Genomic DNA, 23,480 nt, shown 5'->3' with positions numbered 1-23,480 from the left:
CGGGCCGCTCAGGCCGGCTCGCGCAGCGGCCGCTTGACCCGCGCGCGGGCCCCGCGCTGCCAGCGCTCGGTCGCGACCCGCGCCGGGAAGAGCGGGTCGCCGGGGCGCAGGTTGACCGCGAGATCGGCGATGGCGATGCGATCGGGATAGAGCGTCTCCAGCACCGATCCCGGCAGCGTCGCCGAATCGAGCCGCTCGCAGAAGCGCTCCGCATGGAGCGCGCGCACGATGGCGTCCTCCAGGAGGACGCCCGGACCCAGCACCCGATGCGTCTCGTCGTAGGCGGTCTTCATCAGGAAGGCCGTGCCGGCGCTGATCAGCGACAGGCTCGCGGCGATGGGCGCGCCGTCGAGCATCAGGAGATCGGCGCGCGCCGTCACCGGGCCGCGGGCCCGCAGGAAGAGGTCGCGCGCGAAGCTGCGCGTCACCGGATGCGCGGCGAGCGCGGTACCCATGCGCCCTTTCCATCCCTTCTGCTCGAGCGCGAGGAACGCGTCCACCGCCTCCACGAGGCTCGTCCCGCTCGAGGCGACGACGTGCGCATGCGCGCCGCGCTCCGCGAGCCGCCGCTGCAGGCGCGCGAGCCCCTTGCGGCGCGAGCGCCCGAGCGCCTCCGCGGCATAGGCGTCGTAATGCGTGCGTGCGGAGAGGGCGGGGCGGGCGAAGGGCGCCAGCGCCGCGATCTCCGCGCCCGTGCGCATGAAGGCCTCCGAGAGCGCGATGCCGATGGGGGAGGCGATCGGGAACATCGGAAACAGGAAGGCGCCGCCCCGGCAGGCGCGACGGATGGCGAGAGCCAGCGCGTCCGCCCAGCCCTCGGGCGCGTCGCGGGCGACGAGCGGCGTCGACAGCGTCGTGAAGGGCGAGCCCATGGCGCCGGGAGCATCGCACCAGCCCAGCCGCCCCGCGCGGCTCGTCACCGGCAGCATCGCGACGAGGCGCTCGCCCTCGCGGACGCAGGCGAAGCGTGGGCGTGGCGCGACGAAGCGATGCGCGAGATGCGCGTCGACGAGAGGGCGGGCGAAGAACGGGTTCGCCGCTCGCGCACCCGCCGCGAGCGCGTCCCACCCGTCGCGGTCCGCTTCCAGCTCGTCGCGGTCGAGGATGTCGATCGTCAGTGCCGTCATGAGGCCTAGTCCGCTCGACGGCGTGCGTGCCGTCGTCACGGGGCTTGAACTTCCCCGAGGCCGGGAGGTTTCCCCGCCCCTCGTCATCGTCCTGCGACCGTCGGACGCGACCGCGGCGGGCGGGATGCCTCGCAGCAGGATGGAACCGGACAAAAGCGATGCGGGTTATCGAACGCGTGTTTGGCCCTCTTTACTGTCGAGCTTGTCGACCGTACGACCAGCATGCGCATCGGAGACGGCACGAGTCCATGAACGCCTGAGACATGCTCGAGAGGCTCACGCAGACCACGCCGCCGGAGATGCGCGCGACGACCGAGGCCCAAGGCGCGCGAAACGCCGGCTGGGTGCCGCGCCTCGTCGGCAGCGCGGTGTTGCCCTTCTACCTGATGCTGGCCGTGCTCGCGCCGCTCGTCTTCTTCGCGCTCGCCGCCGCGGGCGACTGGCGTGCCATCGAGAGCGACGCGCGCGACCGCATCGTCTACATCCGCGACGCCATCGCCGAGCACGCCAAGCGCGTCTTCCAGACCCACGAGCTGGTGGCGCTCTCGGTGCGCGAGCGCATCGCCGGAATGGGCTGGCCCGACATCGCGGCCTCCGAGGACCTCCAAGGCTATCTCGCGCAGATCGAGCGCAATTTCGACGAGGTCCATGCGATCTGGCTCGTGGACGGGGAGGGTCGGCTTCGCGCTTCCAGCCGCGAGATGCCCGCACCCGATCTCGACCTCTCGGCCCGCCCCTGGTTCACCACCATGCGCGAGACGGGCTCGGGTCTCGTCGTCGGCCCGCGGCAGATCGGGCTCGTCCACCAGGACGACTTCTTCACGATCACGATCCCGCGCGTCGAGGGCGCCGTGCGCGAGAGCTTCGACGGGCTCGTGCGCATCTCGATCTCGCCGGAATACTTCACCGAGTTCTACGCCAACGCCTATCCGGACGAGGGGCTGATCGCGCTCCTCCTGCGCGACGGCGAGGTGCTCGTCAGCTATCCGCCGGAAGCCGGCATCCCGCCGCGCATCCCCGAGACCGCCGACGGCCTCGCGCGCATGAGCCGCTACAGCCGCGCGGTCTACGAGGGGCCCTCCGCCTTCGACGAGGAGGAGCGCATCCACGCCTTCACGCGGCTCGACAACCTCCCGGTCTACGCCGCTTTCGCCATCGACCGCGCCTCGCTCGAGCAGGCCTGGCGTAGCCGGCTCGCGGGCTACGTCGTGTATTTCGTGCCGGCGGTGGCGGCGCTGCTCTTCCTCGGCTCCCTCGCCTGGCGCAGCCATCGAGATCTCGAGGAGAAGGTGGAATTGCGCACCCGCGCGCTCTCCGAGGCGGTGGCGGAGAAGAACCAGCTCCTCAAGGAGGTCCACCACCGCGTCAAGAACAACATGCAGATCGTGTCCAGCCTCATCCGCATGCAGGAGCGGGTGCATACCTCGCCGGAGGAGACGATCCGGCGCGTGCAGGCGATGGCGCTCGTCCACGACCTGATCTACAGCCACGGCGAATTCGCGAGCGTCAATCTCGGCGCCTACGTCCGCCGCCTGTCCGACACCCTCGCCGGCGGCGCGCCGGCGGGCACGCGCGTCGCGTTCTCCCACGATCTCGACCATGTGGCCGTGACCCTCGACCGGGCCATGCCCTTCGCGCTCATCCTCTCCGAGGTTCTCACGAACGCGCTGCGCCACGCCTTTCCCGACGGGCAGGGACGCATCGCCATCATCCTCGACCACATCGACGGGCACGCCGAGCTGCGCGTGGAGGACGACGGGTGCGGCTTCGACAGCGCGACGCGCGCCGACGGCTTCGGCATGAAGCTGATCCGCTCGCTGTCGGTTCAGCTCGAGGCGGACGTCCGCTTCGAGGAGGGGACGGGAACGGTCTTCGTCATGCGCTTCCCCATCGAGCAGACGATGCATCCGGCCTGATACGAATTTGCGCGACGCCTCACGCGGCGGCACGATCGCCCACCGCGAGAGGAGGGCTCACCATGCCGAACGCGCGCTCGGTCGTCGTTTTCGACGCCTTCGGAACGCTCTTCGACGTCCATTCCGCCGTCGCCCGCAATGCCGCGAGCATCGGCCCGGCTTCCGTGCATCTCTCCGAGATCTGGCGGGCAAAGCAGCTGGAATATACTTGGACGCTTTCGCTCATGGGCCGCTACGAGCCCTTCTGGCGGCTCACCGAGCGCGCGCTCGACCAGGCGCTGGCGCGCTCGCCGGAGGTCGATCCCGTGGTGCGCGACACGCTGCTCACGAGCTACCGCGCGCTCGACGCCTATCCGGAAGTGCCCGGCACGCTCGCGCGGCTGAAGGCGCGGGGCGCGCGCACCGCGATCCTGTCGAACGGCGACGAGGCGATGCTCGCGGACGCGGTCGCGTCGGCCGGGATCGGCGGCGCGTTCGATGCGGTGCTCTCAGTCGACCGCGTGCGCGTCTTCAAGACGGACCCGCGCACCTACGCGTTGGTGGAGCAGGAGTTCGGCTGCGGGCGCGAGGACGTGCTCTTCGTCTCCTCCAACCGCTGGGACGTGGCGGGCGCCGTCGCCTTCGGCTTCGAGGCCGCCTGGGTGAACCGCGCGGGCGTGCCGGACGAATACGCCGATCTCGCCGCCGCCATGGTCGTCGGTACCCTCGACGCCATACGCTGACGCCCCGCCCCCGCGAGGGGACGGGGCGCCGCAATGCGCTCATCGGGTGCGCTGTCGCGCGTTACTGCGCGGTGTCGTCACCCTCGCCATCCATGTCGAGCATGGGCGTCGCGCCCGTCGCCTCGGGCGCGTCCTCGTAGGTGACGCGCCAGAGCGTGCCGGAGGTCTCGTCCGCGACGACGAGGGCGCCGTCGGGCATCACCGCCACGTCCGTGGGGCGGCCCCAGACGACGGCGCGCTCGTCGCCCTCGACCCAGAAGCCGGTCATGAAGTTCTCGTAGCCGCCCTCGGGCTCGCCGTTCTCGAAGGGCACGCGCACCACCTTGTAGCCGGTGGGGTCGGCGCGGTTCCACGAGCCCTTGAGCGCGACGAAGGCGTCGCCGCGATAGTCCTCCGGGAAGCCTTCCTCGTCGTAGAAGGCGAGGTTCATGGCCGAGGAATGTGCCTCGAACAGGAGGTCCGGCGTGATCGTCGCCTCGACGAGATCGGGCGCACGCTCGGCGAATCCCGGCTGCTCGAGCCCGCCCGCATAGGCGTAGGGCCAGCCGTAGAAGCCGCCCTCCTCGATCTGCGTGAGGAAGTCCGGCACGAGCTCGTTGCCGAGGCCGTCACGCTCCTGGACGATCGCCCACAGCTCGCCGGTCTCGGGGTGGAGCGCCATGCCGATGGGGTTGCGCGTGCCGGACGCGTAGGTGCGCTGGTTCGAGCCGTCGAGATCGAAGGCCTGGATCGTGGCGCGGGGTTCCGCCTCGACCGCGATGTTGCCGGCCGAGCCGACGCCCACGTACATGACGCCGGCGTCCTCGTCGCGCAGGAGCGAGCGCGTCGTGTGGCCGATCGGCCGGCCGAACACGCCCTCGTCCGTCACCGCGAAATGATCCATCGGCGTCTGCGGCCGCCGCTCGTCCTCCGGCACCTCGGAGAGCGGCGAGGGATAGAAGATCTCCGGCCCGCTCGCGCGGATCTCGCCGTCGGAATAGGGCACGCGCCAGATGCCGCGCACGTCGGCGACGAGGACGTCGCCCGCATTCTCGCCGCTCTCGATGCGATCGATGCCGTAGGGCTGCTGGAAGCCACGTGCGAAGAGGCTGATCGTCTCCGCGGAGCCGTCGCCATCCGAATCGCGCAGGAACATCACGTCGCCCTGCGACTGGCGCGCGACCAGGAGATCACCGCTCTCCAGCACGAAGAGCTTGCGCGGCCCCTCGATCTCGGCGAACAGCGCCACCTCGAAGCCCTCGGGCACCGTGGGCGTGCGCCCGTCGCGCGAGACGGTCAGCGCCGCGTTGCGCACCGCCTCGTCGGGCTGCGGCGCGGGCAGGTCGGCGGGCTCGACCTGGAAACGCTTGCCGATCGCCTGGTCCTGGAAGGCGGGGATCGCCGGGCTGACGGCGCCCTCGCCCGGCGCGGCGGCCTGCCCTTGAGCGTGCGCGGCGCCGGCGGCGAGGATGGCGAGGGCGCTGGCGGCGGCGAGATGGGGGATGCGGTTCGTCAAGGAGCGTCTCCGTTCTGTCCCGGGGGAATGGTCGCTGGGGCAACAGGAGGGCGAGCGTCGCGGTTCCGCGCGCGTGGGCGCGCGCAACGGTCGCGCGACAGCCCGCCGCGCGGTAGTCTCGGGCGACGCCCGCGAGGGCTCCTTGGAGGTGGAATCAGATGTCGGACGCGCTCGTCCTCTATACGAACCCCATGTCGCGCGGGCGCATCGCGCGCTGGATGCTGGAGGAGGTCGGCGCCTCCTACACGACCGAGATCGTCGATTACGGCGAGGCCATGCAGGGCGCCGCCTTCCGAGCGATCAACCCCATGGCGAAGGTCCCGGCCCTGAAGCACGGCGACACCGTGATCACCGAGGGCGCCGCCATCTGCGCCTATCTCGCCGACGCCTTCCCGCAGGCCGGCCTCGCGCCGGAGCCCGGATCGCGGGAGCGCGGGACCTATTACCGCTGGATGTTCTTCGCGGCGGGCCCGATCGAGGCGGCCGTGACGCATCGCGCGCTCGGCTACGTGCCGCCGCAGGAGAAGTCGCGCATGGTGGGCTACGGCAGCTACGAGCGCATGCTCGACACGCTGGAGGGCGCCCTCGGCGCGGGGCCTTATCTCCTGGGCGAGCGCTTCAGCGCGGCTGACGTGCTCGTCGGGGCGCAGGTCGGCTGGGGGGTGCAGTTCGGCACGATCGAGACCCGGCCCGCCTTCGAGGCCTATGCCGCCCGGTGCATGAGCCGCCCGGCGGCGATCCGCGCGAAGGAGATGGACGACGCGCTCCTGCCGCCGTTGGCCTGATGCGGGAGCGGCCTCAGCCGCCCCAGGTCTCGCGGAGCACGCGGATCCAGTTGCGGTAGCACAGCTTCTCCAGCGCCTCGCCGTCGTAGCCGCGCCCGCGCAGCGCCTCGACGAGCGCCTGGAGCCCGCCCGCGTCGCCGATGGCGTCGGGCACCGTCGCGCCGTCGAAATCCGAGCCGAGGCCGACGCCGTCGATGCCGACCTTGGCGACGAGATGGTCGATGTGGTCGACCATCATCGACAGCGGCGTCGCCGGGTCGCGCCGCCCGTCGGGGCGGATGAAGGACGTCGCGAAATTCAGCCCCACCATGCCGCGCGTCTCGCCGATGCGCACGAGCTGCGCGTCCGTGAGGTTGCGGGCGTGGTGGCACACCGCGTTCGCGTTCGAATGCGTGGCGACGAGAGGCGCCGTCGAGATCCGCGCCACGTCCCAGAAGCCCCGCTCGTTGAGATGCGAGAGGTCGACCATGATCCGCAGGCGGTTGCAGGCGCGCACCAGCGCCTCGCCGGCGGGGGTGAGGCCGCGCCCGATGTCGGGGCCGGACGGAAAGCGGAAGGGCACGCCCTCGCCGAAGATGGTCGGGCGGCTCCACACCGGACCCAGCGAGCGCAGGCCCGCCGCGTGCAGCACGTCGAGCATCCGCAGGTCCGGCCCGATCGCCTCCGCGCCTTCGAGATGCGCCACCGCCGCGATGGAGCGGCGCGCCATGGCCGCCTCGATCTCGGCGGCGCTGCGGCAGATCGCGAGCGCGCCGTCCGAGGCGCGCTCCAGCCGCAGCAGGATCGCCAGCATGGCGAGCGTGACGTCGCGGGCGTAGCCCGGCTCGAGCGCCGGCGGAAGCGGTACGTCGTAGCGCGGACGCGCCATCATCGCGTCGATCTCGGCGCCGGCGGCGTGCGGGTCGGGCACGTAGATGGCGAAGAGCCCGCCGGCGAAGGAGCCGGCGCGGGCGCGCGGCAGGTCGAGATGGCACAGCGGCTCGCCCGCCAGGAAGCCGTCCTCCGGGCGCGGATGGGCGGTTCGCAGGAGGCGCAGGAGCGCGTCGTTGTGGCCGTCGAAGACGGGAACGGGACGGGTCGGCATGGGGTGCTTCGAGCGCGGCGGGAGCGGAAAGGCTCGCACGGGGGCGCCCGGCCGGCAAGGCCGCCGGCCGGGCGTTCCCTCACGGGCAGGGATTGGTGTGACGCAGGTGGATCGCGTCGATCTCCGCCTCGAGCTCCGGCGAGATCGTCACCGCGAGCGCGTCGATATTGGCCTTCAGCTGCTCGACCGAGGTCGCGCCGATGATGACCGAGGTCATGAAGGGCCGCGAGGCCGCCCAGGCGAGCGCCATCTGCGCCGGGTCGAGGCCCCATTTGCGAGCGAGATCCACGTAGGCCGTGATCGCCGCGGGCGCGCCCGGGGTCTGGTAGCGCTGCATGCGGTCGAAGAGCGTGAGGCGCGCGCCCGCCGGCCGGGCGCCGCCCTCGTACTTGCCGGTGAGGTAGCCCTGGCCCAGCGCCGAATAGGCGAGGAGCCCCACGTCCTCGCGCATCGCGACCTCCGCGAGCGCGGTCTCGAAGGTGCGGTTGATCAGCGAATACGCGTTCTGGATCGAGGCCACCCGCGGCAGGCCCTTGGCCTCCGCGTGCTTGAGGTACGTCATCGTGCCCCAGGCGCTCTCGTTGGAGAGGCCCACGTGCCGGATCTTCCCTGCCGTCACGAGCTCGCCCAGAATCTCGAGCGTCTCCTCGACGGGATGCTCCGGCCCCGGCTCCGAGGGCTTCCAGACCACCGGATTGGCGCCGAACTGGGAGACCGAGCGATCCGGCCAGTGGATCTGGTAGAGGTCGATATAGTCCGTCTGCAGACGCTGCAGGCTCTTGTCCACGGCCTCGACGATCTGCGCGCGCGAGAGCTCGGTGGGTGAGCCGTCGTCGCGAAACCAGGTATTGCCCGAGCGGCCGACGATCTTGGTGGCGAGGATCACGTCCGAGCGGTTGCGCCTGGCCTTCATCCAGGTGCCGATGATCCGCTCCGTCGAGCCCTGCGTCTCGGCCTTGGGCGGGATCGCGTAGAGCTCGGCGGTGTCGATGAAGTCGATGCCGCGCTCCATCGCGTAGTCGAGCTGGGCGTGGCCCTCGGCCTCGCTGTTCTGCTGGCCCCAGGTCATGGTGCCGAGGCACAGCGTGGTGACCTCGAGGCCGGTGCGCCCGAGCGGCTTTCTCTGCATGTCTTCTTCCGCCTGTTCCTGCGTCTCGTTCGCTGCCGCGGCGCGCCTCAGCCCTCGACGAGCACCCGCTCCTCCAGGAAGCGGATCACGGTGGGCAGCATGTTCTCCACCATGGTCTCGACGCCCTCGACGTTGGGATGGATCCCGTCGGAGAGCATCATCTCGGGGTTCCCGAGCGCGCCTTCGAGAAAGAACGGGTAGAGCACGAGGTCGTGCTCCTCGGCAAGACGCGGGTAGATGGCGTCGAACGCCTCCACGTAATCCGGCCCCATGTTGCGCGCGGCGTACATGCCCGCGAGCAGAACCGGGATGCCGCGCTCGTCGAGCCGCTCGATCATCGCGTCGAGCGCCTCGTAGGTCACCTGCGGGTCGACGCCGCGCAGCATGTCGTTGGCGCCGAGCTCCAGGATCACGCCGTCCGTGCCGTCGGGTACCGACCAGTCGAGCCGCGCCAGGCCGCCCGACGCCGTGTCTCCCGACACGCCCGCGTTCACGATCGTGACGTTCGCGAAGCCCGCCTCGTCGAGCGCCCGGTCGAGCACCATCGGGAAGGCCGCGGGCCCCGGCAGCTCGTATCCCGCCATGAGGCTGTCGCCGAACGCGACGATCGAGACCTCCTCCTGCCCGTCCTGCGCCGCCGCCGGGGCGGCCAGCGTGACGGCGAGGAGGCAGGCGGCGGCGAGCCGCGTCGGCGCAGGACGCGAGGGTCGCATGTGGCGCATGGCGGAGAGTACCCCATATCTGCTGTGGCGCACGGTCGGACGACCGCCGCGCGGGTCACGACGTCAACGCATGAAGATCGGAACGTTCGCATGAGCGACAAGAGCATCGTCCTCGAAAACGTCGACCTGAGCCTCGGCAGGGGCGCCGCGCGCGTTCACATCTTGAAGAGCGTGTCGCTCACGGTCGGGCGCGGCGAGGCGGTGGGGCTCGTGGGTCCCTCGGGCTCGGGCAAGTCGACGCTGCTGATGACGATGGCCGGTCTCGAGCGGCCCGATTCCGGGCGCGTGACCATCGACGGGGCCGAGCTCACGGCCATGGACGAGGACGCGCTCGCGCGCTTTCGCGGCCGGCGCATCGGCATCGTCTTCCAGTCCTTTCATCTCGTGCCGACGATGACGGCGCTCGAGAACGTCGCGCTTCCCCTCGAGCTCGCCGGCGCGGGCGACGCGTTCGAGCGCGCCGCCTCCGAGCTGCGGTCGGTCGGTCTCGGCGAGCGCCTCTCGCATTATCCGGCCCAGCTCTCCGGCGGCGAGCAGCAGCGCGTGGCCATCGCCCGCGCCATCGCGCCCGATCCCGCGATCCTCGTCGCCGACGAGCCCACCGGCAATCTCGACGAGACGACGGGCGGCTCCATCGTCGACCTGCTGTTCGCGTTGAAGCGCGAGCGCGGCGCGACGCTCGTCCTCGTCACCCACGACACGGGCCTCGCGCGGGCCTGCGACCGCACGGTGCGCCTGCGCTCCGGCCGCATCGAGGCGGACGCCGCCTCGCAGGCCGCGTGAGGAGAGGCGAGATCATGCACGGCACCGTCTCCGGCGGCGATCGCGAGGGCGCGACGCCTTCGGCTCGTCCCTCCCGCGTCCCCCTCGTCCTGCGGCTCGCCATGCGCGAATTGCGCGGCGGGCTCTCCGGCTTCGGCATCTTCCTCGCCTGCATCGCGCTGGGCGTGATGGCGATCGCCGGCGTCTCGTCGGTCTCGCGCGCGCTGACCGAGGGGCTCGCGCGCGAGGGGCGCACGCTGCTCGGCGGGGATCTCTCCTATCGCCTGATCCACCGCGAGGCGACGCCGGCCGAGATCGCGACGCTGGAGGAATGGGGCGACGTCTCGGTGGTCGCCACCATGCGCGGCATGGCCAATGCCGAGACCGGGGCGGCGCTCGTCGAGATCAAGGCCGTCGACGAAGCCTACCCGATCGCCGGCGAGCTCGTCACCGAGCCGGCTCTGCCGCCGTCCGAGATCTTCGCGCGCGCGGGCGACGCCTACGGTGCCGCCGTCGATCCCGTCCTGCTCGGGCGGCTCGATCTCGAGGTGGGCGACACGATCCGCGTGGGCACGCAGGAGATCGTCCTGCGCACGGCCTTGCGCTCGGAGCCCGACAAGATCCAGGCCGGCATCGATTTCGGCCCGCGCCTCCTCGTCTCCCGCGAGGCGCTCGACGCGATGGGGCTGATCCAGCCCGGCAGCCTCGTGCGCTTCACCTACCGCGTCGATCTCGACGGCCCGCCCAACGACGACGCGCTGCTGGCTCGCGCCGAGGCCGCCATCCAGGCGGCGCAGCCGCAGGCGGGCTGGGAGGCGCGCTCGCGCCTCAACGCCAACCCGGAGCTCGAGCGCAACATCGAGCGCTTCGCGCAATTCCTCACCCTGGTCGGCCTCACCGCCCTCATCGTCGGCGGGGTGGGCGTGGCCAACGCCGTGCGCGGCTTCGTCGACAGGAAGCGCGAGTCGATCGCGACCTTGAAGAGCCTCGGCGCGCCGGGAGGGCGGGTGGTCGGCATCTATCTCACCCAGGTGATGACGATCGCCGGCATCGGCATCCTCATCGGGCTCGCGCTGGGCGCCGCCATGCCCTTCGCGCTCGCGGCGCTGCTGGGCGCGATCCTGCCGATCCCGATCGCACCGACGCTGGCGCCGCTGGAGCTGGCGCTCGCCGCGCTCTACGGCGTCCTGACCGCGCTCGCCTTCTCGCTGGCGCCGCTCGGGCGGGCCCACGACATCCAGGTCTCGGGCCTCTTCCGCGACCAGATCGATCCCGATCGTCGCTTCGCGCGCAAGCGCTACCTCGCGGGCGTCGCCCTCGCCATCGCGGCGCTGCTCGGGCTGTCCGTCTTCGCCGCTTTCGACCGCATGGTGGCGCTCATCTTCATCGGCGCGGCGGCAGCCGCCTTCGTGCTGCTGCGCGTCGTCGCCACCGGCATGATGGCGATCGCGCGCCGGCTGCCGCGCCCGCGCGCCGCCGCGCCGCGGCTCGCTCTGTCGAACGTGCACCGGCCCGGCGCGCTGACGCCCTCCCTCGTGCTCTCGCTCGGGCTCGGCATCACGCTCCTCGTCGCGCTCGCCATGATCGACGGCAACATGCGCCGCCAGCTCACCGAGACGCTGCCCGGCGAGGCGCCGAGCTTCTTCTTCGTCGACATCCCCTCCGCCGAGGTCGACGGCTTCGTCGACTTCCTGCGCGCGCAGGCGCCGCAGGGGGAGATCGAGCGCGTGCCCATGCTGCGCGGGCGCCTGGTCTCCCTGCGCGGCGTGCCCGTGGAGGAGATCGAGGCCGAGCCCGACGCGGCCTGGGTGCTCGAGGGCGATCGCGGCATCACCTACGAGACCGACCTGCCGGAGGGCTCGCAGGTCGTCGCCGGCGAATGGTGGGACGAGATCCCGCAGGAGAACCTCGTCTCCTTCGACGACGAGCTCGCGGCGGGCCTGGGGCTCTCGGTGGGCGACGAGGTCGTCGTCAACGTGCTCGGGCGCGACATCGAGGCGACGATCTCGAACCTGCGCAAGGTCGAGTGGGAATCGCTGGGCATCAACTTCGTCATGGTGTTCTCGCCCAACACCTTCGCGGGCGCGCCCCACAGCCATCTCGCCACCCTCGCGCTGCCCGACGATGCGGCGAGCGAGGCAACGGAGGTGGCGCTCCTGCGCGAGGCCGCGCGCACCTACCCGATGGTGACCTCGGTGAGGGTCAAGGACGCGCTCGAGGCGGTCAACGCCGTCGTCGAGCAACTCGTCCTCGCCATCCGCGGGGCGTCCTCCATCGCCGTCGTCGCGAGCGTGCTCGTGCTGGCCGGCGCCCTCGCCGCCGGGCATCGCGCGCGGCTCTACGACGCGGTCGTGCTCAAGACGCTGGGCGCCACGCGCGCGAAGCTGGTGGGCGCCTACGCGCTCGAATACGGCATACTGGGTCTCGCGACCGCCGTGTTCGGCCTCGTCGCCGGGGGGCTCGCCGGCTGGGTGATCGTCACGCAGATCATGCGGCTCGACTTCGTCATGGTCTGGAGCGGCCCGCTCGCGGCGGCGGCCATCGCCATCGTGGTGACGGTGACCTTCGGCCTCGTCGGCACCTGGCGCATCCTCTCCCAGAAGCCCGCGCCGTATCTTCGCACGCTGTGAGATCCCCTCATTCCCTGTAGGGGAAGGAGGCTCGGCGCAGCCGAGACGGATGGGGCGCGGAGCGTTCGGCGAAGCCGAAACGGGCGTGCGATCGTGGAAACCGAGGCTTCCGCTGCGCGGAACACGCCTTACGGCGTGCCCCATCCGTCACGCCGCTTCGCGGCGCGCCACCTTCCCCTACAGGGAAGGAGAATGGTGGCTCCGCCGCGGCGGGCGGCTCGTTTATACATACGGCGGTTGGAGATATACGCGACGTGGCCGCGTTTCTTCACGATGGCGCCGGAAACTGTTCACGATTCTTCTTCGCCTGCGACGTCTCGCGCGCGAGAAGGCCTTGCGAAGCGGGGCGCGACCCCACATATTCCGGAGCGATACGCCGCCCCTCGTGCGGCGACGGAGCGTCGACGCGTTCGAGACGTCGCGCGGCCGTGGATCCAGTCTCGAGAGGATGAGGTTCCGATGAACGACCAGAACCGCTTCGCCTACGGCACCGGCGTGGCGCGTCCGCAAGCCGAGATCGACCAGGGCCTGCGGGCGTTCATGCTGGGCGTCTACAACAACATGGCGCTCGGCCTCGGCATCACCGGCGTCGTCGCCTTCGCGACCTATCTCGTCGCGGCGTCGTCCCCGGCGGTCGCGCAGGCGCTCTACGGCAGCCCGCTGCGCTGGGTGCTGATGCTCGCCCCGCTCGCCTTCATCTTCTTCTTCACCTTCAAGATCGAGAGCATGAGCGCCGCCAAGGCCCGCTCGATGTTCTTCCTGTTCTCGGCGGTGATGGGCCTGTCGCTGTCGACGATCTTCCTCGTCTTCACGGGCGAGTCGATCGTGCAGGTGTTCTTCGTCACGGCCGCGGCCTTCGGCGGCCTGAGCCTCTACGGCTACACGACGAAGCGCTCGCTGTCGGGCATGGGCTCGTTCCTGATCATGGGCCTCATCGGCCTGATCATCGCCATGGTGGTCAACATCTTCCTCGCCTCGTCGGCGATGGCCTTCGCCATCTCGATCATCGGCGTGCTGATCTTCGCGGGCCTCACCGCCTGGGACACGCAGCGCCTGAAGGAGATGTACCTCTACGGCAATTTCGACGGCGAGACCGCCGGCCGCGTGTCGGTGATGGGTGCGCTGTCGCTCTACCTGAACTTCATCAACATGTTCCAGTTCCTCCTCGCCCTCATGGGCAACCGGGAGTGATCCGGAACCGGTGAGGCGGGCCGCCCGACCCGCCGACCCAGGACTGATGGGAGACGCCCCGGCCTGCAACGGCCGGGGCGTTTTCGTTCGTGCCGTGGCGGCGGAACGTCAGGTCCGCGAGGGGAGGGGATCGGGGGAGCCGTCGAGGGGGATGTGGCGCCGCGCCAGCATCGGGAAGGCGAGCTGCTGGCCGATGCCGCGCGAGGCCAGGAACGCGAGGAAGGCGATCCAGAGCCCGGTATTGCCGAGGTCGCGCAGCAGGAAGAGCAGCGCGAGATAGAACGCGAAGGAGACGAGCATCAGGTTGCGCAGCGGCGCCGTCCAGGTCGAGCCGATATAGACGCCGTCATGCGCGAAGGCGAGGGCGCCCACGAGCGGCGAGAGCGCCGCGAAGACGAGGTAGAGCCGCGCCGTCTCGCGTACCTGCGGGTCCGTCGAGACGAAGTCGATGAAGGCGCCGCCGCCGACGAGGAAGCCCGCCGCGACGGCGACCCCGAAGACGTGCGCCCACAGGATGGCGATGCCCGCAGCGCGGCGGAAGTCGCGCGGGCGCCGGGCTCCGTAGGCCTGACCGCACACCGCCTCCGCCGCCGTGGCGAAGCCGTCGAGGAAATAGGCGCCGATGGCGAACATGTTGTAGAGCACGGCATTGGCGGCCAGCGTCTCGTCCCCGGTACGCGCGCCGAGCGCGTTGAAGATGAGGAACGCGGCCCCGAGCGCGAGCGTGCGCACCACGATGTCGCCGTTCACCGCGAGCATGCGCGCCAGCGCCGCGCGATCGAGCAGCGCGGCGCGGCGCACCGCGAACGGGTTGTCGCCCAGCCGCAGCACGACGACGAAGCCGAGCGCGAGGCCCAGCACCTCCGCGATCAGCGTCCCGAGTGCGGCGCCGCCCACGCCCATCTCCATCCCCACGACGAAGAGGATCGTCAGCGCGATGTTGACGACGTTGGTCGCCACCTGCGTCAGGAAGGCGAGGTCGGTGCGCCCGCGGCCCGTGAGCGAGCCGAGCAGCGCGTAGTTCATCAGCGTGACGGGCGCCGCCCAGATGCGGATGGTGAAATACTCGACGAGGGCGGCGTTCACCGCGTCCGACGCGCCGATGGCGGCGAAGGCGGCCCAGCCGATGGGGACCTGCAGAAGGACGATGAGGAGGCCGACGGCGCCGCCCACGACGAGGGCGCGCGCCAGCGTCTCGGCGACCCCGCGATCGTCCCGGCGGCCGACGGCCTGCGCCGTCATGCCCGCCGTGCCCATCCGCAGGGCGCCGAAGCTCCAGAAGATGTAGTCGAAGATCACCGCGCCCACGGCGACGGCCCCCAGCAGCGCCGCGTCGCCGAGCCGCCCGATCACGGTCGTGTCGACGAAGCCGAGCAGCGGCACCGTGATGTGCGAGAGCATCATCGGCAGCGCGATGAGGAACATGCGCCGGTGGGAGACCTCCGGCGGGGCGGCCGATGCGGGTGCGCTCATGGGGGCGGCGCTCAGCGCAGGGCCGCGAGGATGCGCATGATGACGAAGACGGGCACGACCACCATCGCCCCGTAGATCAGCCAACGGCCGAGCGTGCCGAAGGCCTCGAACCCGGTCTCCCAGAGGTCGCGCACGAGCTCGAACGCGCCCTCGAACAGCCCCTGCGGCGTGATGCCCATCAGCGACATGAAGGCGCCGACGAGGAGCGACAGGAACACGAGCTTCACGAGGATCGTGGCGGGAGACCCGCCGAGGAGGCGCTGCATCGCCGAGCTCCGTTGATCGGACGAGCCGGTCATCGCAGGCCCCGCGTGCCATTGCAAGCCATGAACACCGCCACGCAATCGTCGCTTGACGTCGGCGGCCCGCGGCGCTTCCCTCCACCCGCTGGACGCATCCCAAATACGATCCCCCGCTAAGGACCCCCGCCATGCCCCTCTACGCCCTCGACGACGACACCCCCCAGGTCCCCGGCGAGGGGCGGTACTGGGTGGCGCCGGATGCGCAGGTGATCGGGAAGGTGCGGCTCGGGCCGGACGTCGGGATCTGGTTCGGGGCCGTGCTGCGGGGCGACAACGAGCTCATCGACGTCGGCGAGGGCTCGAACATCCAGGAGCACGCGCTGCTGCACACCGATCCCGGCGCGCCGCTGACCATCGGCGCGCATTGCACGATCGGGCATCACGCCATCCTGCACGGCTGCACGATCGGGGAGGGAACGCTGGTCGGCATGGGCGCCACCGTGCTCAATCACGCGGTGCTGGGCAAGGGCTGCCTCGTCGGCGCCAACGCGCTGATCACGGAGAAGAAGACCTTCCCGGACAATTCCCTCATCGTCGGCGCGCCGGCGCGCGTCGTGCGCACCCTCGACGAGGAGGCGATCCTGGCGCTGCGGCACTCCGCGCAGCGCTACGTGGAGAACTGGCGCCGGTACGCCGCGGGCCTGCGCCGGGTCGACTGACCCGTCCGCGCCGGCCCGCGCAGCCCGGCGCTTCTCACTGCGCGGTCGCGACCGTCACCGGCGAGGTGACGCCACCGAGCGAGACCCAGGCCTGGCTCGTGGCGCCTTCGCGCTTGATGTAGGTGTAGCCGGTGGCGCCCCAGGGCTTCACCGCGTCGACCTTGTTGTCGAGGATCATGTCGCCGCGATCGGTGCGGATGGCGAGCACCGCGTGGCCCTCGTTGTTCTCGTCGAGCACCACCGTCATGCGCATCGCCCGGCGCGGGATGCCGGCGTCCGCGAGGCGCGCGCGCTTGAGGAGCTGGTAGTCCTCGCAATCGCCGTAGCCGGTCTCCGGAAAGTCCCAGCTGTCGACCACGTTCCACTGCTGCTGGTCCGTCATCGGGCGGATGCGGCGGTTCACGTCGCGGTTGACGGAGACGATGGTCCGCCAGATCCGCTCGGTCAGCACGATGGCTTCCGGCTCGCTCGGATCGACGCTGCATTCCGCGGGATTGGCTTGGCAGAAGCGCGACCAGGCCGGAACGGGGCGGGCGCCGCCCGTCGTCGCGAGCTGGTAGGACGGTTCGGGAAACGGGCTCGCGGCGACGCCCGCCGGGCTCGCGACGAGCGCGAGGAATCCTCCCGCGACGAAGAGGCTCGAGACCGCGATCTTGCGCATGCCACGCGCGAGACGCACGATGATGTCGCGGCCCTCGCCGCCGGCATTCCCGAAGTTCCACATGACCGCGCCCCACGGTTCGTTTGTTAAGCTTCTCTTCAGAGGCTGCCACGGGGTGGGGCGGGGCTCAAGCACCGAAACGCGAAGGGCGACAACGTGAGCCGCGGGCGTTGGTTCCGCGCAACACCCTGATTTTTCTCATAAGCTTGGCCGTAGGCTGTCCGTGCTCGGACATTCTCCGAGGGAGGAGCCCTGAAATGGGTGAGGGGCCAGCCTCGCGGCTGGCCCCTCTGCGAGCCCGGTCGGGGACGGGGAGGGTGGGGACGTGACCGGGTGTCGCATCTCTTGCGCGACGTCGCTCGGCATGGGCCGACGCCGTCGCGGGAAATCGAATCAGTCGCGACGCGCCGTCGAGACGGGCGAGCGCGCATGGCCGAGCGACGTCCATTGCGCCCCGTTCGAGCCTTCGCGCTTGACGTAGACGTAGCCCGTGTCGTGCCAGGGCAGGACGGCGTCGCGGACGTTGTCGAGGATGAAGTCGCCGCGATCGGTGCGCAGCATCAGCACGGCGTGGCCCTCGTTGCGCTCGTCGATGACCACCGTCATCCGCATCGCCCGCCGCGGCACGCCGGCCTGGGCGAGGAGGTTGCGCTTGAGGAGCTGGTAGTCCTCGCAATCGCCGAACCCGCCGGTGGGGAAGGTCCAGAGGTCGGCGAGGCCGTAGGCTTCCCAGTCGGTGGTCGGCCGCACCGCCTGGTTCACCCGCTCGTTGATCTCCACGATCGTGCGCCAGGTGGCGGCGTCGAGGCGGATCACCTCCGGCTCGCTGCGGTCCACGGCGCATTCGCCGGGATAGGAGCGGCAGAACTCGACCCAGCCCTGGATCGGCTCCGCGGCTCCGGCGTCCCAGCTCGCCACCGACATCGCCGGCAGCGCCTGGGCCGCGCCCGCCGCGAGCATGGCGGCACCCGCCAGTGCCGAGGTGAGAATGGTGTTGCGCATGTCGTCTCTCCCTGTCCGAGGGAGAGACTGCCGGCGGTGTTTCGCCCGGCGCTGAAATCGATAGAGACAATTCGAGCGAATCGGCCGTGAACGGCCACGAATGCCCCTGCATTGCGCGTCAGGACCAAGATCCTGTTCGCGGATTGCATCGAATTGCGCGGTTTCGCGCAAGAATGCCGGCTCAGCCGGCCTCGTGCGCCTCCATCATCTCCCAGAAGCCGCCGCCCGCGGCGACACCCCAGACCTCGCGGCCGTCGATCCGGCGCAGCTCCGCCAGCTCGGCGAGATCGTAGGCCAGCGCCCGGGTGACGAGGGCGTCGAGCCCGCCGCGAACGCGCAGGTAGGGCTTCACGCCGCCGTGCGCGTCGCGCGCGAAGACGAGGGGATGCTCGGCATCCACCTTCACCACGTCGTCGACATTGGTGCGAAACGCGATCTCGCGCGCGTCGCCGTCGCCCTCCACCGCCATCTCGACGGCGAGGAAGGGCGCGTCCTCGACGGCGATGCCGACGCGCTCCACCGGCGTGACGAGCACGAATCGCTCCGGGTCCTTGCGCAGGACGGAGGCGAAGAGCTTCACGAGCGCGGGGCGGCCGATGGGCGTGCCCTGGTAGAACCAGGTGCCGTCGGCGGCGATGCGCATGTCGATCTCGCCGCAATATTCCGGGTTCCAGCGCTCCACCGGCGGTGCGCCGCGCCCCTCTTTCGCCGCCGCGACGAGGCGAGCGAGCGCATCGGGAACGGGCGCGTCCGCGCCGGTCTCGAATTCGTGATCGGCCATGGGCCATCCTCCCGCGCATCGTGCGCCATCTCGTAGGGACGCGAGACGCCGCCTCGCGAAGATGGGGCGGCACGCGCGCCATGTCGAACGCCGCGGAGCCCGCGGCGTTCGTGGAAGACCGGGCTGCGGCGGCACGCCTCGCTTGCCAGGGTGGCGCGAACGGCCCCAGACTTGCCTCCCGGACGTGCGATCGGTCCGGGGCGCGGGCGCGTCCCGGCGCGGCCCGGCCAGAACACGAAAGGTGGCGCATGGCTCAGTCTCCCGCGTATCCCGCGACGGATCTCGACGAGGCGATCGCCCGCTCCGCGGAGACGACGCTCGAGGCGCTCTCCCGTGCCCGCGAGGCGATCCACGGCGTCATCTTCGGGCAGGAGAAGGTCGTCGACCTCGCCCTCGTGACGATTCTCGCCGGCGGCCACGGCCTCCTCGTCGGCGTGCCGGGGCTCGCCAAGACGAAGCTCGTGGACACGCTCGGCACCGTTCTCGGCCTCGACGCGCGGCGCGTGCAGTTCACGCCCGACCTGATGCCCTCCGACATCCTGGGCTCCGAGATCTTGGAGGAGAGCGCCGACCGGCGTCGCCACTTCCGCTTCGTCAAGGGGCCGATCTTCGCCCAGCTGCTGATGGCCGACGAGATCAACCGCGCGAGCCCGCGCACGCAATCGGCGCTGCTCCAGGCCATGCAGGAGCACCACGTCTCGGTGGGCGGCGAGCGCCACGACCTGCCGCGGCCCTTCCACGTGCTCGCGACGCAGAACCCCATCGAGCAGGAGGGCACCTACCCCCTGCCGGAGGCGCAGCTCGACCGCTTCCTGCTCGAGATCGACGTCGGCTATCCCGACCGCGTGGCCGAGCGGCGCATCCTCATCGAGACGACCGGCGCCGACGAGGCGCGGCCCGTGCCGGCCCTCTCCGGCGAGGAGCTGATGAACGCCCAGCGCCTCGCCCGGCGGCTTCCCGTGGGCGAGAGCGTGGTCGAGGCGATCCTCGATCTCGTACGCTCCGCCCGCCCCGGCGAGGGCGATGCGTCGGTCACCGACAAGCTGCTCTGGGGGCCGGGCCCGCGCGCCTCGCAGGCGCTGATGTTCGCCGTGCGTGCCCGTGCGCTCATCGAGGGGCGGCTGTCGCCGTCGGTGGAGGACGTCGTCGCGCTGGCCGAGCCCGTGCTCAAGCACCGCATGGCGCTCTCCTTCGCCGCTCGTGCCGACGGCGAGACCGTGCCCGCCCTCGTCAAGCGCCTCGTGGCGCGGCTCCAGGGCTGAGGGTGGGCGCATGGCGCGCGTCGCGGTCCACGAGCCCGAGATCCGGAGTCCAGGGCGGTCCCAGACGGACGCGGCGCTGCTCCTCGCCAACCGGCTCCCGCGGCTCGTCCTGGAGGCGCGCCGCGTCTCCGCGACCCTCGCCCACGGCATCCACGGCCGCAGACGGGCCGGGCCGGGCGAGAGCTTCTGGCAGTTCCGTCCCTTCCATCCCGGCGAGCCGGCGGCGCGCATCGATTGGCGCCGCTCGGCGCGCGACGATCGCCTCTACGTGCGCGAGCGCGAATGGGAAGCGGCGCATTCCGTCTACGTCTGGGTCGATCGCTCGGCGTCCATGGCCTATTCCTCCGATCTCGCCCAATGCCCCAAGATCGAGCGCGCCCTCGTGCTCGGGCTGGCCCTCGCCGACGCCTTCGTCGAGGCCGGCGAGCGGGTGGGGCTGCTCGGCCTCCTGCCGCCGCGCGCCTCGCGGCGCATCGTCGAGCGCTTCGCGGAGGCGATCGCCGCCGATCGTGCCGGCATGGACGACGACCTCCCGCCGGAGACGCCGCTGCGCACGCAGGACGAGGCGCTGCTGGTCTCCGACTTCCTCACGCCTCTCGACGAGCTGGCGCCGCGCATCGAGAGCCTGTCGTCCGGTGGGGCGCGGGGCCACCTCGTGATGATCGCCGACCCGGTGGAGGAGACCTTCCCCTTCGCCGGCCAGGCCGTCCTGCAGGACGTCGAGGGCGGTGCGCGGCTGCGCGTCGGGGACGCCGCCGCCTGGGGCGACGCCTATCGCACGCGCCTCGCGGAGCATCGCGGCGCGCTCGCCGATCTCGCGCGCCGACGCGGCTGGACGCTGACGCTCCATCGCACGGACCGCCCCGCCAGCGAGGCGGCCCTTCGCGTCCTCACCCTCGTCGGCGCCTCGCGCGCCGGCCAGGGCCTCACGGGAGCGGCCTGACATGAGCTTCGCCGCGCCCCTCGTCCTCGCCGCACTCGTCGCGCTTCCCGCGATCTGGCTGCTCCTGCGCGTGACGCCGCCGCAGCCGCGGCTCATCGCCTTCCCGCCGCTCAAGATCATCCGCGACCTCGCGCCCCGCCGCGAGACGCCGGCGCGCACGCCCTGGTGGCTGCTGGCGCTGCGCCTCCTCATCGCCGCCGCCCTGATCCTCGCCGCCGCGGGCCCGATCCTGAACCCGCCGCCGGCCATCGAGGGCGATGCGGACGCGCCCGTGCTCCTCCTCGTCGACAACGGCGCCCTCGCCGCCGGCGATTGGCGCCGGCGCGCCGACGTGCTCGTCGAGCAGGGCGAGGCGCTCGCCCGCGAGGGCCGCTCGCTCGGCATCGTCGCGACGGCCGAGCCCGTGGCCGAGATCCCGCTCCTCACCCCGGCCGCGGCGCTCGAGCGTCTTCGCGCCATCCGCCCCGCGCCGCATCTCGCCGCGCGCGCCGCGACGCTGCCGGCGATCGAGGCGTTTGTCGCCGCGCATCCGGACGCGCAGGTGGTCTGGCTGTCGGACGGCGTCTCCGGCCCCGACGAGGCGGGCTTCGCCGGCGACCTCGCGGACGTGCTGGGCGATCGCTCGGTCATCGTCTTCGGCGAGACCCGCGCACCCGCGCGCGCGCTCGCCGGCACGGACAACACCGCCGCCGGCCTCGTCGCGACGCTCGTGCGCGCCGAGCCGAACGGGCGGGACGCGGGCGTGCTGCGCGCGGTGGACCTGCGCGGCCTGCCCGTGGGCGAGACGCCCTTCGCCTTCGAGCCCGGCGCCACCGAGGCGACGGCGCGCTTCGATCTGCCGATCGAGCTGCGCAACGCCATCGCGCGCGTCGAGATCTCCGGCGAGGGCTCCGCGGCGGCGGTGTCCCTCGTCGACGAGCGCTCGCAGCGCCGGCGCGTGGGCATCGTCTCCGGCGCGAGCCTCGACCAGGCCCAGCCGCTGCTGGCGCCCACCTTCTACATCGAGCGCGCGCTCGCGCCCTTCGCCGAGGTGCGCGAGGCCCGCGGCTCGGCCTCGGAGGGCGTCGAGCGCATGCTCGACGACGGCGTCTCCGTGCTCGTCCTCGCCGACGTGGGCGCGCTCGAGCCCGCCATCGCGGACCGCGTGGAGGAATTCGTCGCGAACGGCGGCCTTCTGCTGCGCTTCGCCGGGCCGCGGCTGTCGGCGGGATCGGACGATCTCGTCCCCGTGCGCCTGCGCCGTGGCGGGCGAACGCTCGGCGGCGCGCTCTCCTGGGACACGCCGCGCACGCTCGCGCCCTTCACCCGCGAGAGCCCCTTCCAGGGCCTCGCGGTGCCCGACGATCTCGGCGTGCGTCGCCAGATCCTGGCCGAGCCCGACGCGACGCTCCCCGAGCGCACCTGGGCCGCGCTCGACGACGGGACCCCCATCGTCACCGCCGAGCGGCGCGGCGACGGCCTCGTCGTCCTCTTCCACGTCACGGCCGATGCCAGCTGGTCGAACCTGCCGCTGACGGGGCTGTTCGTCGACATGCTCCGGCGCACCATCGCCTTCTCCGCCGCACCCGCCTCGACGCAGGCTCAGGGCGGCGCGGAGAGCGGGCCGCCGGTGGCGCCGCGCCAGGTGCTCGACGGCTTCGGCGCCTTCGTCTCGCCGCCGCCCAACGCCATGCCGGTGACCCGCGCCTTCGCCGGGCGCGCGGAGCCCGAGCACCCGCCGGGCTTCTACGGGCCGGTGGATTCCGCGCTCGCCGTCAACGCCCTCGTTCCCGGAGACCGGCTCGCCCCCGTCGATCTCACCCCTCTCGACGCCGAGCGCGCGCCGCTCGAGCCGGCGGAGACTGTGGATTTGCGTGCGCCGCTTCTCACCGCCGCCCTGGTGCTCCTCATGCTCGACACCCTCGCCTCGCTCTGGCTCGGCGGCCATCTCGGGCGCCTCGCCGGGCGCGTGACCGGCCGCGCCCGCGGCTCCGGTGCCGCCGCCGCGATCGCGCTCGCCGCGATCGGCCTGCTCGCCGCGCCGGAGATCGCCCGTGCGCAGTCGTCCGCCGCGGACGACCTGCCGCCGCTGTCGCGCGAGGTGCTGGAGGGCGCCTTCGAGACGCGTCTCGCCTACGTGATCACCGGCGACGACCGGGTGGACGAGACGAGCCGCGCAGGGCTCGACGGCCTCTCCCGGGCGCTGGCGCGCCGCACGGCGCTGGAGCCCGGCGATCCGGTGGGCGTCGATCCGGAGCGCGACGAGCTCGCCTTCTTCCCGCTCGTCTATTGGCCGATCACCCCCGACCAGCCGCTGCCCTCGCTCGAGGCGATCCGCGCCCTCGACGCCTACATGAAGAACGGCGGCACGGTGATCTTCGACACGCGCGATGCGCTCACGGCCCGCGCCTCCGGCGCCCCGACGCCGGAGACCGCTTATCTGCGCTCCATGCTGGCGACCCTCGACATCCCGCCGCTGGAGCCGCTGCCGGCGGACCACGTCATCACCAAGACCTTCTATATCCTGCGCGAATTGCCCGGCCGCTTCGATCGCTCCGAGACCTGGGTCGAGGCGATGCCGGACGCCTCGCCCGACGGCATCGTGCGACCCGCCCGCTCCGGCGACGGCGTCTCGCCCATCATCATCACCGGCAACGACCTCGCCGCCGCCTGGGCGATCGGGCCCGGCGGGGAAGCGATGTACCCGGTCTCCGGCTCGGATCCGCGCCAGCGCGAGATGGCCTACCGGGCCGGGATCAACATCGTGATGTACACGCTCACCGGCAACTACAAGGCCGACCAGGTGCACGTCCCCGCTCTGCTCGAGCGGCTCGGAAACTGAAGGCCGCAACGTC

The 23,480-nt window shown here is 71.7% G+C and carries 20 protein-coding genes; 10 read left to right on the top strand and 10 right to left on the bottom strand.

Annotated elements, in window-relative coordinates:
• Positions 1-8 precede the first annotated feature (8 nt).
• Complete coding sequence (locus tag IEX89_RS12855) at positions 9-1,127, bottom strand: GNAT family N-acetyltransferase (RefSeq protein WP_188913582.1); 1,119 nt, start codon at positions 1,125-1,127, stop codon at positions 9-11.
• Positions 1,128-1,390: 263 nt separating this feature from the next.
• On the opposite strand from IEX89_RS12855, the gene IEX89_RS12850 reads away from it, so the two are divergent.
• Both IEX89_RS12850 and IEX89_RS12845 read left to right on the top strand, forming a co-directional pair.
• Positions 1,391-3,043: a sensor histidine kinase gene (locus IEX89_RS12850; RefSeq protein WP_188913580.1), complete on the top strand. Its 1,653-nt coding sequence runs from the start codon at positions 1,391-1,393 to the stop codon at positions 3,041-3,043.
• A gap of 62 nt (positions 3,044-3,105) precedes the next feature.
• Entirely contained in the window at positions 3,106-3,765 is a 660-nt protein-coding gene (locus IEX89_RS12845) for a haloacid dehalogenase type II (protein ID WP_188913578.1), read from the top strand.
• 61 nt (positions 3,766-3,826) lie between these two features.
• Here the strand turns inward: IEX89_RS12845 and IEX89_RS12840 are convergent, their stop codons facing one another.
• Positions 3,827-5,260 carry a PQQ-dependent sugar dehydrogenase gene (locus IEX89_RS12840; protein WP_188913570.1) on the bottom strand — a complete coding sequence of 478 codons (1,434 nt, stop codon included), beginning with the start codon at positions 5,258-5,260 and terminating at the stop codon, positions 3,827-3,829.
• A gap of 158 nt (positions 5,261-5,418) precedes the next feature.
• Here IEX89_RS12840 and IEX89_RS12835 point away from each other — a divergent pair, with 158 nt between their 5' ends.
• Positions 5,419-6,045: a glutathione S-transferase family protein gene (locus IEX89_RS12835; RefSeq protein ID WP_188913568.1), complete on the top strand. Its 627-nt coding sequence runs from the start codon at positions 5,419-5,421 to the stop codon at positions 6,043-6,045.
• Positions 6,046-6,058: 13 nt separating this feature from the next.
• Here IEX89_RS12835 and IEX89_RS12830 read toward each other — a convergent pair whose 3' ends face one another.
• The 3 genes from IEX89_RS12830 to IEX89_RS12820 all read right to left on the bottom strand — a co-directional run bounded on the left by IEX89_RS12830 (position 6,059) and on the right by IEX89_RS12820 (position 8,980).
• Complete coding sequence (locus tag IEX89_RS12830; RefSeq protein ID WP_188913565.1) at positions 6,059-7,129, bottom strand: dipeptidase; 1,071 nt, start codon at positions 7,127-7,129, stop codon at positions 6,059-6,061.
• Positions 7,130-7,208: 79 nt separating this feature from the next.
• Entirely contained in the window at positions 7,209-8,258 is a 1,050-nt protein-coding gene (locus IEX89_RS12825) for an aldo/keto reductase (RefSeq protein WP_188913563.1), read from the bottom strand.
• Positions 8,259-8,305: 47 nt separating this feature from the next.
• Entirely contained in the window at positions 8,306-8,980 is a 675-nt protein-coding gene (locus IEX89_RS12820) for an arylesterase (RefSeq protein WP_188913561.1), read from the bottom strand.
• Positions 8,981-9,070: 90 nt separating this feature from the next.
• On the opposite strand from IEX89_RS12820, the gene IEX89_RS12815 reads away from it, so the two are divergent.
• From IEX89_RS12815 to IEX89_RS12805, 3 genes are all read left to right on the top strand, one after another.
• Positions 9,071-9,763, top strand: a complete 693-nt coding sequence (locus tag IEX89_RS12815) for an ABC transporter ATP-binding protein (RefSeq protein ID WP_188913559.1) — start codon at positions 9,071-9,073, stop codon at positions 9,761-9,763.
• A gap of 14 nt (positions 9,764-9,777) precedes the next feature.
• On the top strand, positions 9,778-12,372 hold the full coding sequence (locus IEX89_RS12810; RefSeq protein WP_188913557.1) for an ABC transporter permease: 2,595 nt from the start codon (positions 9,778-9,780) through the stop codon (positions 12,370-12,372).
• 459 nt (positions 12,373-12,831) lie between these two features.
• Complete coding sequence (locus IEX89_RS12805) at positions 12,832-13,563, top strand: Bax inhibitor-1/YccA family protein (protein WP_188913555.1); 732 nt, start codon at positions 12,832-12,834, stop codon at positions 13,561-13,563.
• A gap of 108 nt (positions 13,564-13,671) precedes the next feature.
• On the opposite strand, the gene IEX89_RS12800 is transcribed toward IEX89_RS12805, so the two are convergent.
• On the bottom strand, positions 13,672-15,036 hold the full coding sequence (locus tag IEX89_RS12800) for an MATE family efflux transporter (RefSeq protein WP_188913553.1): 1,365 nt from the start codon (positions 15,034-15,036) through the stop codon (positions 13,672-13,674).
• 11 nt (positions 15,037-15,047) lie between these two features.
• On the bottom strand, positions 15,048-15,302 hold the full coding sequence (locus IEX89_RS12795; RefSeq protein ID WP_244645360.1) for a DUF6460 domain-containing protein: 255 nt from the start codon (positions 15,300-15,302) through the stop codon (positions 15,048-15,050).
• Positions 15,303-15,466: 164 nt separating this feature from the next.
• On the opposite strand from IEX89_RS12795, the gene IEX89_RS12790 reads away from it, so the two are divergent.
• Positions 15,467-15,997 (top strand): gamma carbonic anhydrase family protein, encoded by a 531-nt coding sequence (locus IEX89_RS12790; RefSeq protein ID WP_188913549.1) that lies wholly within the window; start codon positions 15,467-15,469, stop codon positions 15,995-15,997.
• Positions 15,998-16,031: 34 nt separating this feature from the next.
• On the opposite strand, the gene IEX89_RS12785 is transcribed toward IEX89_RS12790, so the two are convergent.
• The 3 genes from IEX89_RS12785 to IEX89_RS12775 all read right to left on the bottom strand — a co-directional run bounded on the left by IEX89_RS12785 (position 16,032) and on the right by IEX89_RS12775 (position 18,441).
• Positions 16,032-16,721: a transglutaminase-like cysteine peptidase gene (locus IEX89_RS12785; RefSeq protein WP_188913547.1), complete on the bottom strand. Its 690-nt coding sequence runs from the start codon at positions 16,719-16,721 to the stop codon at positions 16,032-16,034.
• 330 nt (positions 16,722-17,051) lie between these two features.
• Positions 17,052-17,660, bottom strand: a complete 609-nt coding sequence (locus tag IEX89_RS12780) for a transglutaminase-like cysteine peptidase (protein ID WP_188913544.1) — start codon at positions 17,658-17,660, stop codon at positions 17,052-17,054.
• Positions 17,661-17,841: 181 nt separating this feature from the next.
• Positions 17,842-18,441: a DUF1285 domain-containing protein gene (locus IEX89_RS12775; RefSeq protein WP_188913542.1), complete on the bottom strand. Its 600-nt coding sequence runs from the start codon at positions 18,439-18,441 to the stop codon at positions 17,842-17,844.
• A 248-nt stretch (positions 18,442-18,689) separates the two neighbouring features.
• Between IEX89_RS12775 and IEX89_RS12770 the strand changes: the two genes are divergently transcribed.
• Genes IEX89_RS12770 through IEX89_RS12760 form a run of 3 tightly spaced genes read left to right on the top strand, consistent with a single transcriptional unit; the run spans position 18,690 to position 23,467 of the window.
• Positions 18,690-19,703, top strand: coding sequence for an AAA family ATPase (locus IEX89_RS12770; protein WP_188913535.1), 1,014 nt, complete (start codon positions 18,690-18,692; stop codon positions 19,701-19,703).
• Positions 19,704-19,713: 10 nt separating this feature from the next.
• Positions 19,714-20,646, top strand: a complete 933-nt coding sequence (locus tag IEX89_RS12765) for a DUF58 domain-containing protein (protein ID WP_188913534.1) — start codon at positions 19,714-19,716, stop codon at positions 20,644-20,646.
• Position 20,647: 1 nt separating this feature from the next.
• Positions 20,648-23,467 carry a DUF4159 domain-containing protein gene (locus tag IEX89_RS12760; RefSeq protein WP_188913532.1) on the top strand — a complete coding sequence of 940 codons (2,820 nt, stop codon included), beginning with the start codon at positions 20,648-20,650 and terminating at the stop codon, positions 23,465-23,467.
• Positions 23,468-23,480 lie beyond the last annotated feature (13 nt).

Source organism: Salinarimonas ramus, assembly GCF_014645695.1.
GTDB lineage: Bacteria > Pseudomonadota > Alphaproteobacteria > Rhizobiales > Beijerinckiaceae > Salinarimonas > Salinarimonas ramus.
This window is presented reverse-complemented; position numbering and strand designations above follow the sequence as displayed.